At 54.6% G+C, this 12,945-nt stretch carries 13 protein-coding genes; 8 read left to right on the top strand and 5 right to left on the bottom strand.

Going from position 1 to position 12,945, the window contains the following annotated elements; all coding sequences use genetic code 11:
• Positions 1-14: 14 nt before the first annotated feature.
• Positions 15-1,241: an ABC transporter substrate-binding protein gene (locus J2X61_RS23065; RefSeq protein WP_274472103.1), complete on the top strand. Its 1,227-nt coding sequence runs from the start codon at positions 15-17 to the stop codon at positions 1,239-1,241.
• A 204-nt stretch (positions 1,242-1,445) separates the two neighbouring features.
• Positions 1,446-2,021 carry a nitroreductase family protein gene (locus J2X61_RS23060; protein ID WP_274472104.1) on the top strand — a complete coding sequence of 192 codons (576 nt, stop codon included), beginning with the start codon at positions 1,446-1,448 and terminating at the stop codon, positions 2,019-2,021.
• An 85-nt stretch (positions 2,022-2,106) separates the two neighbouring features.
• Here the strand turns inward: J2X61_RS23060 and J2X61_RS23055 are convergent, their stop codons facing one another.
• The 5 genes from J2X61_RS23055 to J2X61_RS23035 form a co-directional block, all read right to left on the bottom strand.
• Complete coding sequence (locus J2X61_RS23055; protein WP_274472105.1) at positions 2,107-3,018, bottom strand: pseudouridine-5'-phosphate glycosidase; 912 nt, start codon at positions 3,016-3,018, stop codon at positions 2,107-2,109.
• Between the two features lie 2 nt (positions 3,019-3,020).
• Positions 3,021-4,127, bottom strand: coding sequence for a carbohydrate kinase (locus tag J2X61_RS23050; RefSeq protein ID WP_274472106.1), 1,107 nt, complete (start codon positions 4,125-4,127; stop codon positions 3,021-3,023).
• Positions 4,128-4,262: 135 nt separating this feature from the next.
• Positions 4,263-4,652, bottom strand: a complete 390-nt coding sequence (locus tag J2X61_RS23045; RefSeq protein WP_274472107.1) for a hypothetical protein — start codon at positions 4,650-4,652, stop codon at positions 4,263-4,265.
• 103 nt (positions 4,653-4,755) lie between these two features.
• Positions 4,756-5,373, bottom strand: a complete 618-nt coding sequence (locus J2X61_RS23040) for a PH domain-containing protein (RefSeq protein ID WP_274472108.1) — start codon at positions 5,371-5,373, stop codon at positions 4,756-4,758.
• Between the two features lie 131 nt (positions 5,374-5,504).
• A complete protein-coding gene (locus J2X61_RS23035) occupies positions 5,505-8,096 on the bottom strand; it encodes an Ig-like domain-containing protein (protein WP_310190873.1) in 2,592 nt (863 codons plus the stop codon).
• Between the two features lie 185 nt (positions 8,097-8,281).
• Between J2X61_RS23035 and J2X61_RS23030 the strand changes: the two genes are divergently transcribed.
• The 6 genes from J2X61_RS23030 to J2X61_RS23005 all read left to right on the top strand — a co-directional run bounded on the left by J2X61_RS23030 (position 8,282) and on the right by J2X61_RS23005 (position 12,850).
• The gene (locus J2X61_RS23030) at positions 8,282-8,497 is read left to right on the top strand and encodes a hypothetical protein (protein WP_310190870.1); all 216 of its coding nucleotides are present in this window, start codon (positions 8,282-8,284) and stop codon (positions 8,495-8,497) included.
• Positions 8,497-8,697: a hypothetical protein gene (locus J2X61_RS23025; protein WP_310190868.1), complete on the top strand. Its 201-nt coding sequence runs from the start codon at positions 8,497-8,499 to the stop codon at positions 8,695-8,697. Before J2X61_RS23030 ends, J2X61_RS23025 begins: the two co-directional genes overlap by 1 nt.
• Before the next feature lie 445 nt (positions 8,698-9,142).
• A complete protein-coding gene (locus tag J2X61_RS23020) occupies positions 9,143-10,138 on the top strand; it encodes an ABC transporter substrate-binding protein (RefSeq protein ID WP_310190866.1) in 996 nt (331 codons plus the stop codon).
• A 68-nt stretch (positions 10,139-10,206) separates the two neighbouring features.
• Complete coding sequence (locus J2X61_RS23015) at positions 10,207-11,217, top strand: FecCD family ABC transporter permease (protein ID WP_310190865.1); 1,011 nt, start codon at positions 10,207-10,209, stop codon at positions 11,215-11,217.
• Positions 11,214-12,254, top strand: coding sequence for a FecCD family ABC transporter permease (locus J2X61_RS23010; RefSeq protein WP_274472113.1), 1,041 nt, complete (start codon positions 11,214-11,216; stop codon positions 12,252-12,254). The genes J2X61_RS23015 and J2X61_RS23010 overlap by 4 nt, the downstream gene beginning before the upstream one ends.
• Before the next feature lie 14 nt (positions 12,255-12,268).
• Positions 12,269-12,850, top strand: a complete 582-nt coding sequence (locus tag J2X61_RS23005) for a nitroreductase family protein (protein WP_310190863.1) — start codon at positions 12,269-12,271, stop codon at positions 12,848-12,850.
• Positions 12,851-12,945: the final 95 nt, after the last annotated feature.

The raw sequence follows: 12,945 nt of genomic DNA, 5'->3' as shown, positions 1-12,945 counted from the left end.
GAGGACTGAGTCTCTTGGTTGCGGGATGCTCAGCTGCGCCGAATGCCAAGCCTCCGATCTCGCAGGAAGTGGTCCAGCCGGAGGAAATCTCCTTCTGGAATCCCTTTGGGGGCGGAGAAGGGGAGTTTGTGGAGCAGCTGATCCGAGATTTTAACGCTTCCCAAACGTCGGTTTATGTCAAGCAGCTGCGATTGGAGTCCAATGAATACTATGTGAAGCTGAGTACGGCGCTGTCTTCAGGCAAAGGTCCGGATGTCGCCGTTGCGCATGTTGACCGTATATCGCCGTACATCAAAGCGAAGCAGATTATGCCGTTGGATGGATTGGCTGCAGAGACCGGGTTCCGGTTCGATGAGATTGAAAGCTCCAATGTCCAAAGCGTAAGTTATAACGGCAAGCCTTATGCGGTTCCTTTGGATACTCATTTTCATGTGCTTTATTACAATAAGGATATTTTGGGTAAAGCGGGTCTGCTGCAGACGGACGGCACCCCCATGCTTGGCGAGGCTACGCCGGAAGGCTTCGTTCGGATGCTGGAGCAGATCGCGGCCCGTGTGCCCGGGGTTCAGCCGATTGCCGTGAATACGCCGTACTTCCAAGAGCCGTTCCTGAATTTATATTATGAAGCGGGCGGCGACCTGCTCACGCCGGATATGTCCCGAGCGGCTATCCATAATGAGAAAGCGCTGCGGGTGCTAACCTTTTATCAAGAGCTGTATGCCAAACGCTTGGCCGATTTGAGTGACCGGACCCCGTGGGACTCTTTCCATAGCGGGAAGGCCGCCCTCTGGTTCGGCGGTGTCTGGGAAGCCGGGCATCATCTCAGCGAAAAATCGCTGCCGGTCGGGCTGATGCCGCTTCCGCCGATTTTCGGAAGCTCGGCGCACTGGGGCAGCTCGCATACACTTGTCGTCCCCAGTTATGTAACCAAAGAAAAACAGAAGGCAGCGATGGCCTTCATGTCTTATTTCTCGGAAACGGGCAGCATGCTCTGGGGACAGGCCGGACACGTTCCCGCCAACAAGGCGGTCTTGCAAAGCGCCGCATACCGGCAGCTCCCCTACCGCAGCATGTTTATAGAAGCCAAACAGGATGTGAAGTTTGCGCCGCGAACCGATAAGTACAGGGCGATTTTCACGGCGCTGTCGGAGGACCTGCAGAGCATCGTACTAGGCGGGCTGGATCCTGAACAAGGTTTGGCCGCGCTGGAGAAGAAGATTAATGAGATTATCACGAACTAAGGTATGAGTCGGTGTGAGAATGGGCGATCTAATGGCAAGGATTGGGCGGCAAGCCGATACGTTTGCTGTTGCAGCATCTCCCATGTCACAATAGACTTAGAGTAGGAACATCATGATGGAGCTGCGGGTACGCGCATGGACCTAACGTGCGCTTATCGTCGGAACAACGAATAGAGCAGCGTCCAAAGACTGGAGTGGGAGAAGATGGACGTCAAAGAAGCGATTCGTCATCGCCGCAGCATCGGGAAGGTTAAGCAGGATCCCGTTGACAAGGCGCTGATTGAAGAAATTTTGGAAGCGGGTACGTGGGCGCCGAACCACGCGCATACCGAACCGTGGCGGTTCTGGGTGATGACCGGCGAAGGCCGGGGGCTGCTGGGCAGAGGGTATGCCGACGTAGCGGCGGCAGAGGCGGATCCTGCCCTGCCGGCGGAGGAGCTGGCCAAGCTGAAGAGCGCTCAGGAGAAGAAAGCGTTCCGCGCGCCGGTCGTCATCGCGGTAGCCGTCACCCCGTCGGCAACGGCTGTTGTGCCGGAGGTGGAAGAATACGCGGCGGTGCATGCCGCGGTACAGAATATGATGCTGACCGCGCACGCACTCGGTTTGGGCACGATCTGGCGGACGGGCGCGCCGACCTACCATCCGAAGATGCGCGAAGCGTTCTCCCTCGAAGCGAAGGAGGAACTGGTCGGCTTCGTTTATATCGGCTACCCGGACATGGCGCCGCCGAAGGCATCCCGGAAGCCGTTCGCGGAGTCAACGCTTTGGGTTAGCGAGTGATTCACATCATAAATAAGCCTCCCAACGGTGAATTGTTGGGAGGCTTGTTTGACGTTCCGTGCCAAGCGGGGATGTGCCTCTGGCATTACTGCTTGAGCGCAACCGCGATTCTAGCGGCGGTTTGGGCGTTATGGTACACGAGCGCGATGTTCGTCTCCAGGCTGCGGCCCTCCGTTAGCTGCTTAATACGCGCGAGCAGGAAAGGCGTGACTTTCTTGCCGGTCACGTTCTGCTCTTTGGCTTCCGAGAGCGCCTGCTGGATGAAGCCTTCGATCTCGGTATGGTTCATGGCGGATTCCGCCGGAACCGGGTTGGCGATGACGGCGCCGCCGGCCAGGCCGAGCTCCCACTTCGTGCGGAGCATGGCCGCAACGTCCGCAGCTTCATCGAGGCGGAAGTCTACGCCGTAGCCGCTCTCGCGGGCATAGAAGGACGGGAACTCGCTCGTCTTGTAGCCGACCACGGGTACGCCGTGAGTCTCCAGGTACTCGAGCGTGCGGCCGATGTCGAGGATCGATTTCACGCCTGCGCAGACGACGGCGACATTCGTTTGCGCCAGCTCCGTCAAATCGGCCGAGACGTCCATCGACACCTCGCCTTCGCGGTGCACGCCCCCGATGCCGCCGGTAGCGAACACTTCGATGCCCGCCAGTGCAGCGCCGATCATCGTTGCGGCGACCGTCGTTGCGCCGATTTGGCCGGATGAGAGGATATACGGGAAGTCGCGGCGGCTGACTTTCTCCACGTTCGGATTCGTCGCGAAAGCTTCGAGCTCCTGCTCGTTCAAGCCGATCTTGATCTTGCCGTCCATGATACCGATGGTAGCCGGAACAGCGCCGTTATCGCGGATGATTTGCTCGACCATTTTGGCCATTTCGATGTTTTGCGGGTAAGGCATCCCATGCGAGATGATAGTCGTCTCCAGAGCGACGACCGGTTTATTATTCGCCAAAGCTTCTTTCACTTCATCTGTAAACGTTAAGTACGATGTATTCATAATCAGTTCTCGTCTCCTTCAGATAAGTTCATAATCGTGTGCTGAAGCCGCTCTTCCGTCAGCTCGCGGGCGACGGATTGATCGGTTTGAAGCGTGATATGCGCTGCGGCAAGACCGTATGCGCAGGAGTCCATGTAGCTGAGCCCGCGCATCACGCCGTAAGCGAGACCGGCGACGAAGGCGTCCCCTGCGCCTGTAACCTCCACGACCTTGGTCGGAATTGGCGCGAACATCTTCTCGCCTTCCTCACCGGCATATAGGACACCTTCACTGCCAAGCGTAAGGAAGACATGGCGGACACCACGGCCGCGAATTGCGCCGGTGATCCGGCTGTAATCGCGGCTGCCTCCCGGCGTCATGCCCGCCAACTGGCAGGCTTCCTCCAGATTGGGGAAGATCGCCGTAACGCCATGCAGATCGGGCGGTAGTTTCTTGGCCTTCTCCGAGGACACCGGATCGATGAACAAGGGCAGGTTGTCCGTCTTGCATCGTTCCATCAAGTCACTGAGCGTCTCGGCAGGTAAGTTGGTATCTGCGATCACCAACCGGGATGAGGCGACATGCGGCCACTTATCCCGCAGCAGGGCGGGCGTAAATTTATCGTAGATGTCCATATTGGCAAAAGCCAGGAACATTTCGCCGGAAGCATCCAGCAGCGCGGTGTACGTTCCGGTGTTCTCGCCTTGGAGCACAATCGCCTGACTGACGTCGACGCCGCGCTTCCTCGTTTCTTCCAATACCCATCCGCCCGCTTTGTCATCGCCTGTTACCGTCAGCAGCGCGGTCTGGCAAGCAAGCCCTGCCAACGTTTCGGCGATATTCCGCGCAACGCCTCCGCACGATTCCGACACGGTGACGGGGTTGGAAGACGCCAGCCGGATAGGCTGTTTGCTGGCCGCTTTGCTGTCCAGATTCGCGCCGCCGATGCACGTGATCGTCTTGTCGTCGGCAGTCACATAAGCGCGTCCGCGGATCGTCCCTTTCTTGGTTAAGGCGGCGATATACCCGGCTACAGCCGAGCGCGAGATGCCGATGCTAGCAGCCATTTCATGTTGGGATATGAATGGATTTTGACGGATAAGCGCTAAAATTTGCTGTTCACGATCCATGCAATGGCTCCTTTCGATCGTTGACTATCTCTAGTTTAGGACAAATACAAACAAATGTCCATATAACAAACTTTTGTCCAAATTGACCAAATGAAAAGGAGCCTGCCCGGAAGGGGACAATGCTCCTTGTATGCATTATTCCGAATAAGACGTTTCCCTCCGGGAGCTGAGCCCAAGCAAACCCAACAGGCCGAGCAGCCCGATATAATGCCATCCGGACCAGTGTTTGTCTTTCGTCTCCTGCGTATGAACCATGAGAGCTTTCATGGATGTCGGCGGTGTAAGTCCGTAGGAAGCGGCGTGCTGATTCATGTTGTCCAGCTTTTTCAACCCGGCGTCTGCCCCCGGCATGCCGAACGGATTCGTTTGGAAAAAAGTAGGCGATCCCTGCTTCGCAGCCTCCCAACTTTCGGGCGTCGCGGCCATCTGTCGGTCGTGCGGATGCGTACGGTAATGATGAGCCCCGAGCAAGGCGGTTATGCAAAGGAAAGAAATCAAAGCAAGCTTCATAAATCGCGGAAACATGATCCATACCTCCAAGATCTTGTTGAATAGTAGTCTGTAAAATGCAGGTATGGATATATTCCCCTATGCGCGGAAACTTATGTATGAGAGCCGGCTATTTTTATTATTGATTAATGAACTTCTCGAAAACAAAACCGAAATCTTTCACTTTGTACTGTTTGTGCGTGCTTACGAGCCACTCGAATGCGCCTTGGCTGACAGCTTTGAACTCTTCGGAAACCTTCTGCCCTTCGGTCTTATTCGTCCGGTTCAGGGTGGAAGAGGCGATTTCGATGCTTTGCTTCGCATAGTCGAGGAAATGTTCATTTTCCTGCGTAATATCGGCGATTTTGATCAGAGCTTTGTATAGATCCTTGAGTTCCTCAACATGCTTCTTATGCACATCGATCGTGAAGGGAACGGAGCCCAGCGCGAATTTGATTTCCACATCCAGATCCACGGTACCGGCCGTCTCCAGAGCGACCTGGGACACGGCATATTTGCTATAAGGGTAGCGGTGCAGCACGCGCTTCTTGCTGACTGCGCTTGTGCCGTCGAGATGAATAAGCGCCTGGTTCGTAAAGCAGTACTCATCTGATTTGGACTTAATCAGGAAGAAAATCTTCTCACTATCCTCATGCAGCACGTAATCGTCGGCATCCACCTTGTCGTAATTCTCAGGCTTGATAACGGATCCTACATCGCTTAATCCCAGAATATCTGCCGCTACTCTACCGAACATTCGATCCATCCACTCCTCAACAGTAATTAGGTATAGTACAAAATATGGAAACCATGCGAGTCCTATGCCCGATTAAAAAAAGAGCATAACGCTTCTGAAAAACGGAAGCATCATGCCCTATAATAGACTGCTTATTTGGTAACCGTCACTTGAACGGTCGTTCTCATGTTGGAATACGTCACTGTAATTCTGGCGGTTCCTTTGCCTGTCGCTTTAATGATGCCGTCCTTCACGTCAGCGATCATGATATTGGACGATGTCCACAAGGCAGGCTTGGTTACATCCTCTTCCGATCCGTCCGTGTAAGTGGCCAGAGCCTCGACCTTGGCTGTACTGCCTTCTTTCAGCTCGACTTTAACGACATCCGTTTTCAAATATTTCAAGGAATCGATGTCCACCGGGATCGCGACCATTTTGCCGCCGAAGGAACCGGTGATCGTGGTTTTGCCCGAAGCTGTCGGGGTGAAAAGTCCGTTCGTAACCGTCCCCAATTTATAGGCGTTCACTTTCCATGTCGCTGCTTCGGTTACATCCTTGGTTGTCCCGTCGGATAACGTCGCCGTCAATTTCACTTGAACTTGCTCGCCTCTTTTGGTGACGATGTAGGTCTTGTCTGCAACCAGCCCGGCAACGACGCCGATTTCCACCGGAATCGATACGCTCTTGCCGCCATAGGTAGCTGTGATGGTCGCTTTCCCGCGGGATACCGGGGTTACGACCCCTTTGGACACGGCGGCAATAGCGCCGTTGCTCGTCTTCCATTCGGCCTCATTGGTGACATTACGCGAAGCGCCGGAGGAATCCGTAGCCGTCAGCACGACGGAACGCGTCTCATTCAGGTCGAAAACGAGATTCACAACACTCGCGGAAAGATCGCTGGCCATATCCACTTGAACCGGAATGGTGACCGTTTTGCTGTCCAGCTGAGCTGTCAGTGTGGATTCACCTGAAGCCACAGCTTTCACTTTCCCGCCGTCCACAGTGACGGCTTTGACGTTGCTGCTCGTCCAGATGACGTCCGAGGAAACGTCTTTCTTCGTATCGTCGGTGTAGAGAGCTTCCGCAGTCAATGTAACGGTATCGCCCTTCTTCATCACGAGCTTCTCTTCGCTGACGTTCAAGCTTTTCAATACCCCTACGGAAACTTGAATGACCGCCGTGCGCGTGCCGTACTTCGCGGTGATGGTTGCCGCGCCGGTCGCAAGGCCGGTGATATCTCCGCTGCGGGATTCGGCAATATCTTTGGAGCTGGTTGTCCATTCGGCTTTGCTCGTGACATCGACTTCTCTTCCATCTTTGAAGGACGCTGTCAATGTCACTTTATCCGTGCCGCCGATTTGCAGGTTGACGATTTTCTTGCTTGCTTTGATGATCGTCGGCACATCGACCTCGACTTTGGTCGTCGTCTTTTTGCCGCCGTATGCTGCCGTAACCGTCGCGATGCCGGCTTTGTAGGAGGTGATCTTCCCTTTGGTGACGAATGCCACGTTCTCTTCGTCTACGCTCCACTCGGCGCTATCCGTAACGTCGGCGCTCGTACCATCGGCATAAGTGGCGTGCAGAGTAAGCTGCTGCTCCTGTCCGGCTTGCATAGCAACCAGATCCGTATCGACAACGAGACGGCGTGGAACTTCAACGTCTACATTCGCGGCAACCTCTTTCTCCCCATACTTGGCGTAAACCTTCGCTTCGCCCATGGCGATGGCGGAGAGCTTGCCCTTCGTGACTTGGACGACGTCTTCATCGCTGGATGCCCATTCGGCGCGGTCCGTGATGTCTTCCGTCTTGCCGTCGGCGTAAGTAGCGGTCAGCTTCAATTCGCCTGTGGCATTTCTCTTCAAAAGAATGCTTTGCTTGCTTAACTCCAGCTTCAAGGTGCTGTCGACATCAACGGTCACCGTCGTAGACTTGGTGCCGTACGTTGCCGTCAGGTTAGCCGTTCCGACGCTGTAGCCCGTGACTTTCCCTTTGATGGCGTCAGCCACATTGGCTTTGTCCGTTGTCCATACGACCTTATCCGACACGTCGGCAATGTCGCCGTTCGGGTAAGTGGCCATAATTTTGATATCCTCGGTGCCGTTCAGCAGCAAGGACAGGCTGGACTTCTCAGCGTCAATCCTTCTCACAACCTCGACATCAACCTCAATTGTCAGAGATTGATTCATATATTTCACTGTGATCTTAGCGCTTCCAGGATTTTGCCCCTTCACCAGACCGTTGGTCACTGTCACGATGGAGCTTGTATCTACCGTGTAATCCGCTTTGCTCGTCACATCCTCGGATGTGCCGTCATCGTAGTAAGCGTTGATTTGAAGCTGTTCGGATGCATTCAGGCGCAGATCGAGCGAACGTTTGTCCGTTGTTAACGATTTGACCTTCTTGCTGACGGTTACGTTGACGATTTCCGTTTTGCCCATGTAGGTGGCTGTAATAACGGCTTTGCCTTCTTTCTTGGCCGTTACTACGCCGGCGTAGACGGAGGCCACGTCAGGCGTTCCCGAATTCCAGTCTGTCTTGACCGTTGCGTTCTCGGTAGCGCCGCTGACGAATATAGCGGTAGCTGTCAGATTCGCCGTATCGCCAACTTGCAGTGCAAGCTCATTCTTGTTCAGGACGAGTTTGGAAATTTCCTCAGCGGCGAGGGCGCTTCCTGCGGCTAAGGTTTGTGCGGCTAAAATAAAAATGAATACCAAGGAAAACCACTTGCTGTGCCTAAACTTCACGTTAATATCCCTCCGATACCGTCCTCTTAAGTTGACATGAAAATTATGGAACTGATAATATATCGGTTTCTGCGAATCCGAAATGAATAGCTGCCACATTATTTACATGAAATTAACCGGAGGTGAAAGGGGGCTCCCCCTGAGCGCCGCGCTTGGAAGGCAGCCTGTTAGGCGGGGAGCGGAGGATGGAGGAGAGTGAGGGAGAACGGAGGAGGACGAGGAGAGTGGAGGAGAGTGAAGGAAAACGGAGAAGGACGAGGAGAGTGGAGGAGAGTGAGGGAAAACGGAGGAAGACGAGGAGAGTGGAAGAGAGTGAGGGAGAACGGAGGAGGACGAGGAGAGTGGAGGAGGATGAGGATGAGGATGAGGGAGAGCGGTGCAAAGAGAGAATAGTAACGTGATGAAGTGTGGAACAACAGACGGGAGGCGGGTAACGAGACAAAGAGTGGAAGCGAGCAGACTAGCGTCGGCGATTCCCCACCGCGCTAACGGACACAGAAGCCCTTATTCGATGAATAAGGGCCTTTTTGGCGATGTAACGGACACCAGCGCCGTTATTTGCCCGATTTTGCCGGATTTCGACCCCGAATTCGGCAAATAGGGTCTGCTGTGTCCGTTAGAAAGGGCACGGGATGCTTTTCACGCGAATAACGGCTGCTGAGTCCGTTAGAATGATAAGTTGGCTCCCCGAGCAGACGTCACGAAGATTAGCGGGCTCCCCGCCGTGCCAACGGACACAGGAGCCCTTATTCCTCGATAACGGACACCATCGCCGTTATTTGCTCATTGCAGCCGGATTCCATCCCGATCCCGCCCCAATCCCCCGCTCTTGGCGATGATCACTCAGTGCCCTGCCTCCCCCTGCCAGCCAGAGGATAAAATCAGTCATTAAAACGGATAAGATCGGATATGTACAAATCCAAAATCCGACCCTTATAATGAGACTGATAATTATTATCAATTAAAAAGGGTCCAGCATTCGCATTCAAATAGAGATGACTCGCTCATCACCTGTGTTTGCATGCTGCATAAGGAGGAAGAAACAAATGAGAGTTTTACAATTGATGCTTGCCATGGTGTTGACGCTTGCACTATCGGCCTGCGGCACATCGTCAACGACAACGACCGGAAGCGCAAGCAGCAGCCCTGCCGCCCCGGCAGCAAGCGCCGCACCACAGACGGACGCGGGAGAGAAAACGATCAAGCATGCGATGGGCACCGTCACACTGAAGAAGAAGCCTGAGCGCGTCGTCGTTCTTTTCAACGGTATGACGGACATTACCGTCCACCTGGGCGTGAAGCCGGTAGGCTCCGTGCAGTCCTGGGAAGAGAAGCCATGGTACAACTATCTCCGCGCCAAAATGGAAGGGGTAAAGGATCTTGGAGAAGAGACGCAGCCGAACGTCGAGGCGATCATCGCGCTCAAGCCGGATCTGATTATCGGGACGAAACCCCGTCATGAGAAAATTTACCCGCAGCTCAGCAGCATCGCGCCAACCATTATGACGGAAGAAATTTTCGACTGGAAAGCGAATTTGAAGTATGCCGCCGACGCGCTGTACAAGAAGGAAGAAGGCGACAAAATCCTCGCCGATTGGGATAAGAAGGTTGCTGAGTTCAAGCAAAAGGCAGGCGACAAGATAGGGAAGACGGAAGTCTCGATCGTCCGCTTTGAGAGAGACGGCAGCGCGCGCTTCTACGCAACGGGCTTTGCCGGCACCATTTTCAAAGAATTAGGGCTGGCGCGTCCGAAAGCGCAAATTCTGGAGCCGGGCAAGGCGGTTCTGAATTTGACGACCAAGGAGCAAATGCCGCAGCTGGACGGGGATTACATTTTCGACATTACGAGACTGAATGCGGGAGAGCCGTCCGTCGAGAAATCCCAAAACGATTGGACCTCGCACCCGCTTTGGAAAAATCTGAAGGGTGTTAAGAACGGCAAGTACTTCAAAGTCGACTCCATTACGTGGAACTTGGCGGGAGGCTCGATGGCGGCTCAATCCATGTTGGCCGACCTCTACAAATACTTCGAGATTAAATAATGAAATGCATAAAGGAATGAACGATACGAGATCGTTCATTCCTTTATGAGCATGGGGAGACTCTCAAGATGAACCTTACTAAAACGAGCTTATGGAGAGCCGGCTGGCTGCTGGTTTTCGTTCTTATTATGCTCGGCTGCTTCGTGGCGAGCATTCTGTATGGCGCTACCCGGTACGAGTGGGCGACGGCGTGGTCGTCGATTGTTCACTATGACGAGAATGTGAATGAGCAAATTATTTTGCGCACGACAAGACTGCCGAGGGCTTGCATAGCATCCGCCGTCGGAGCCAGCTTGGCGATCGCCGGTGCTCTAATGCAGACGCTCACCCGCAATCCGCTGGCATCGCCAAGCGTATTGGGGGTAAATGCGGGCGCGTCCTTCCTGGTCGTGCTGGCGGCGGTTACGTTCTCCGTTTCATCGCTGCAGGTGCTGATGTGGATCGCGTTTATCGGAGCGGCGCTGGGGGCCGTCACGGTCTATATGCTGGGCTCGATCGGGAGGGACGGTCTGACACCGCTTAAGATCGTGCTGGCCGGCTCTGCGATGAGTGCGCTGTTCGCCTCCTTCACCCAGGCCGTCCTCGTATTGAATCAGCAGGGGATCGGCACCGTACTCTTCTGGCTGACGGGCACGGTCGCCGGCCGCTCTCCCGAATTCCTCATGACGGTTCTGCCGTATATGGCCGTCGCGGGGGCCGCCGCCTGGCTGCTGTCCAAGGACATGAATTTGCTGCAGATGGGGGAGGAAGCGGCCAAAGGCTTAGGGCAAAAGACGGTTCTTATCAAATCGCTAGCCGGTATTTTCATTGTTATACTGGCCGGATGTTCGGTCTCGGTAGCAGGTCCGATCGGTTTCATCGGCATTGTAATCCCTCATATATCGCGGTTCTTCGGCGGTACGGATCACCGGTGGGTCATTCCGTATTGTGCGGTGCTCGGCGCGATTCTGCTGATGCTGGCGGACTTGGGCGCACGGTTCATTGCAATCCCGGAGGAAATGCCGGTGGGGGTTATGACCGCAATCATCGGCGTCCCTTTCTTCATCTACATCGCGCGGAAGGGGCTGTCCAAAGTATGAAGCTTTATCATACGGTTCGTTCCAAAAGCGGAGCGTTCTCTTTCCTGGTGCACCGGAAATCGTTCCGCATGACGTTCATCCTGCTCGCAGCATGCCTGATCGTCGCGATTATCAGCACAGGGCTCGGGGAAATCGTTATTTCTCCGCTCGATGTCATTCGCAGCATCTTCGGTGTGGGAGCGGACGATCACGCCATGGTGATTCAGAAAATCCGCCTTCCCCGCATTATCGTAGCTCTGTTGGTCGGGGCGTCCTTGGCGGCGGCCGGGGCGATTCTGCAAGGTATTATTCGCAACCCGCTGTCTTCGCCGGATATTATGGGCGTCACAGGCGGAGCTTCCGTCGGTGCGGTGACATTTCTGACGTATTTCCTCGGCACCCTCAGCATCCGCTGGCTGCCGGTTGCGGCGATGCTGGGGGCGGCGGTTGTATCCATCGTTCTCTATACGCTCGCCTGGAAGAAAGGAATCACGCCGGTCCGGCTCGTGCTGGTCGGCGTCGGCATGGCCGCCTTGATGTCGGCTGCGACAACGATGATGATCGTGTTCAGTCCGACGAATGACCCGGCTCAAGTGTATCTGTGGCTGACGGGCTCAGTCTATGCCTCGAACTGGGAGAATGTCCTCACGGTACTGCCCTGGACGATGGTGCTGCTTCCGCTTACCTTCCTCATGGCCCGGCATGTGAATATCGGGCAGCTGGGGGATGATCTTGCGGCAAGTGCCGGCAGTGCGGTGGAACGAAACCGCCTGATCCTGCTGCTGATCAGCGTGGCGCTGGCCGGCTCGGCCGTATCCGTAGCGGGCGGCGTCGGATTCGTCGGTCTGATTGCGCCGCATATGGCCCGGAAGCTGGTTGGCTCCAGCTTCGAGAATGTGCTGCCTGTCGCTGCCTTACTCGGCGGCACGCTTGTCATGCTGGCGGATCTTGTAGGGCGCACGCTGTTCCTTCCGCTTGATATTCCGGTCGGGGTATTCACTTCTGCCATCGGTGCGCCTTTCTTTATTTATTTGTTGTATGCCAGAAGGAATTCATGAGAGGAGCAATCCAAATGAGTATATCTGAATCAAAAACGATCCAAGCGGGTTCAATCGCTAAGATCATCCAAGAAAGAAGAACGATCCGAACGTTCAAAGAAGATGCGGTATCCGACGAATTGCTGCTGGAGCTGCTGAATGTAGCGATCTGGGCACCGAATCATGAGAACAGACAGCCTTGGCGCTTTGTGTTGTACAAAGGAGAGGGGCGGGCAGCGCTGGCCGATGCGATGCTCGAGACCTACTCGGGCGAGGAGCGCGAGAAGTATGGGAAGCGCAAGCGCGAATATTTCCTGGAGGTACCCGTTCATCTGGTTGTGGTTCTGAAGGAGGATACCCGCCAAAAGCAGTGGGATGAAGACTATGCAGCTGCATCCGCGCTCATTCAGAACTTCCAGCTTGCAGCTTGGGAACAAGGCCTCGGCGTCGTATGGAAAACGAATCATTACAATTATGTGGCGAGCTTCCGCGAAGCGATCGGCATTCAATCCGATGAGAAAATCGTCGGTGTGCTGCATATCGGCTATCCTGCCATCATTCCTCCCGTACAGAAGCGCACGCCTGCAGAGGAGCTGCTGACGATTATTGATAAATAATTACCCAAACACCTTTTCAAGTCGAGAGCGAACATATATAGTTAATTTATATGATAATGATTCTCACTCTCCGACTTGAAAAGGGGGAAGTTGTG

The organism is Bacillus sp. 3255, from assembly GCF_031456485.1.
Lineage (GTDB): Bacteria > Bacillota > Bacilli > Paenibacillales > NBRC-103111 > Paenibacillus_E.
This window is presented reverse-complemented; position numbering and strand designations above follow the sequence as displayed.

What these genes read in the sequence shown, in the direction of transcription:
- J2X61_RS23030 (WP_310190870.1), top strand. Translation starts at nt 8,282, where the DNA reads ATGGAGGAGAGTGAGGGAGAACGGAGGAGGACGAGGAGAGTGGAGGAG.
- J2X61_RS23015 (WP_310190865.1), top strand. Translation starts at nt 10,207, where the DNA reads ATGAACCTTACTAAAACGAGCTTATGGAGAGCCGGCTGGCTGCTGGTT.
- J2X61_RS23020 (WP_310190866.1), top strand. Translation starts at nt 9,143, where the DNA reads ATGAGAGTTTTACAATTGATGCTTGCCATGGTGTTGACGCTTGCACTA.
- J2X61_RS23005 (WP_310190863.1), top strand. Translation starts at nt 12,269, where the DNA reads ATGAGTATATCTGAATCAAAAACGATCCAAGCGGGTTCAATCGCTAAG.
- J2X61_RS23055 (WP_274472105.1), bottom strand. Translation starts at nt 3,018, where the DNA reads ATGAATACATCGTACTTAACGTTTACAGATGAAGTGAAAGAAGCTTTG.
- J2X61_RS23060 (WP_274472104.1), top strand. Translation starts at nt 1,446, where the DNA reads ATGGACGTCAAAGAAGCGATTCGTCATCGCCGCAGCATCGGGAAGGTT.
- J2X61_RS23010 (WP_274472113.1), top strand. Translation starts at nt 11,214, where the DNA reads ATGAAGCTTTATCATACGGTTCGTTCCAAAAGCGGAGCGTTCTCTTTC.
- J2X61_RS23025 (WP_310190868.1), top strand. Translation starts at nt 8,497, where the DNA reads ATGAAGTGTGGAACAACAGACGGGAGGCGGGTAACGAGACAAAGAGTG.
- J2X61_RS23040 (WP_274472108.1), bottom strand. Translation starts at nt 5,373, where the DNA reads ATGTTCGGTAGAGTAGCGGCAGATATTCTGGGATTAAGCGATGTAGGA.
- J2X61_RS23050 (WP_274472106.1), bottom strand. Translation starts at nt 4,127, where the DNA reads ATGGATCGTGAACAGCAAATTTTAGCGCTTATCCGTCAAAATCCATTC.
- J2X61_RS23045 (WP_274472107.1), bottom strand. Translation starts at nt 4,652, where the DNA reads ATGTTTCCGCGATTTATGAAGCTTGCTTTGATTTCTTTCCTTTGCATA.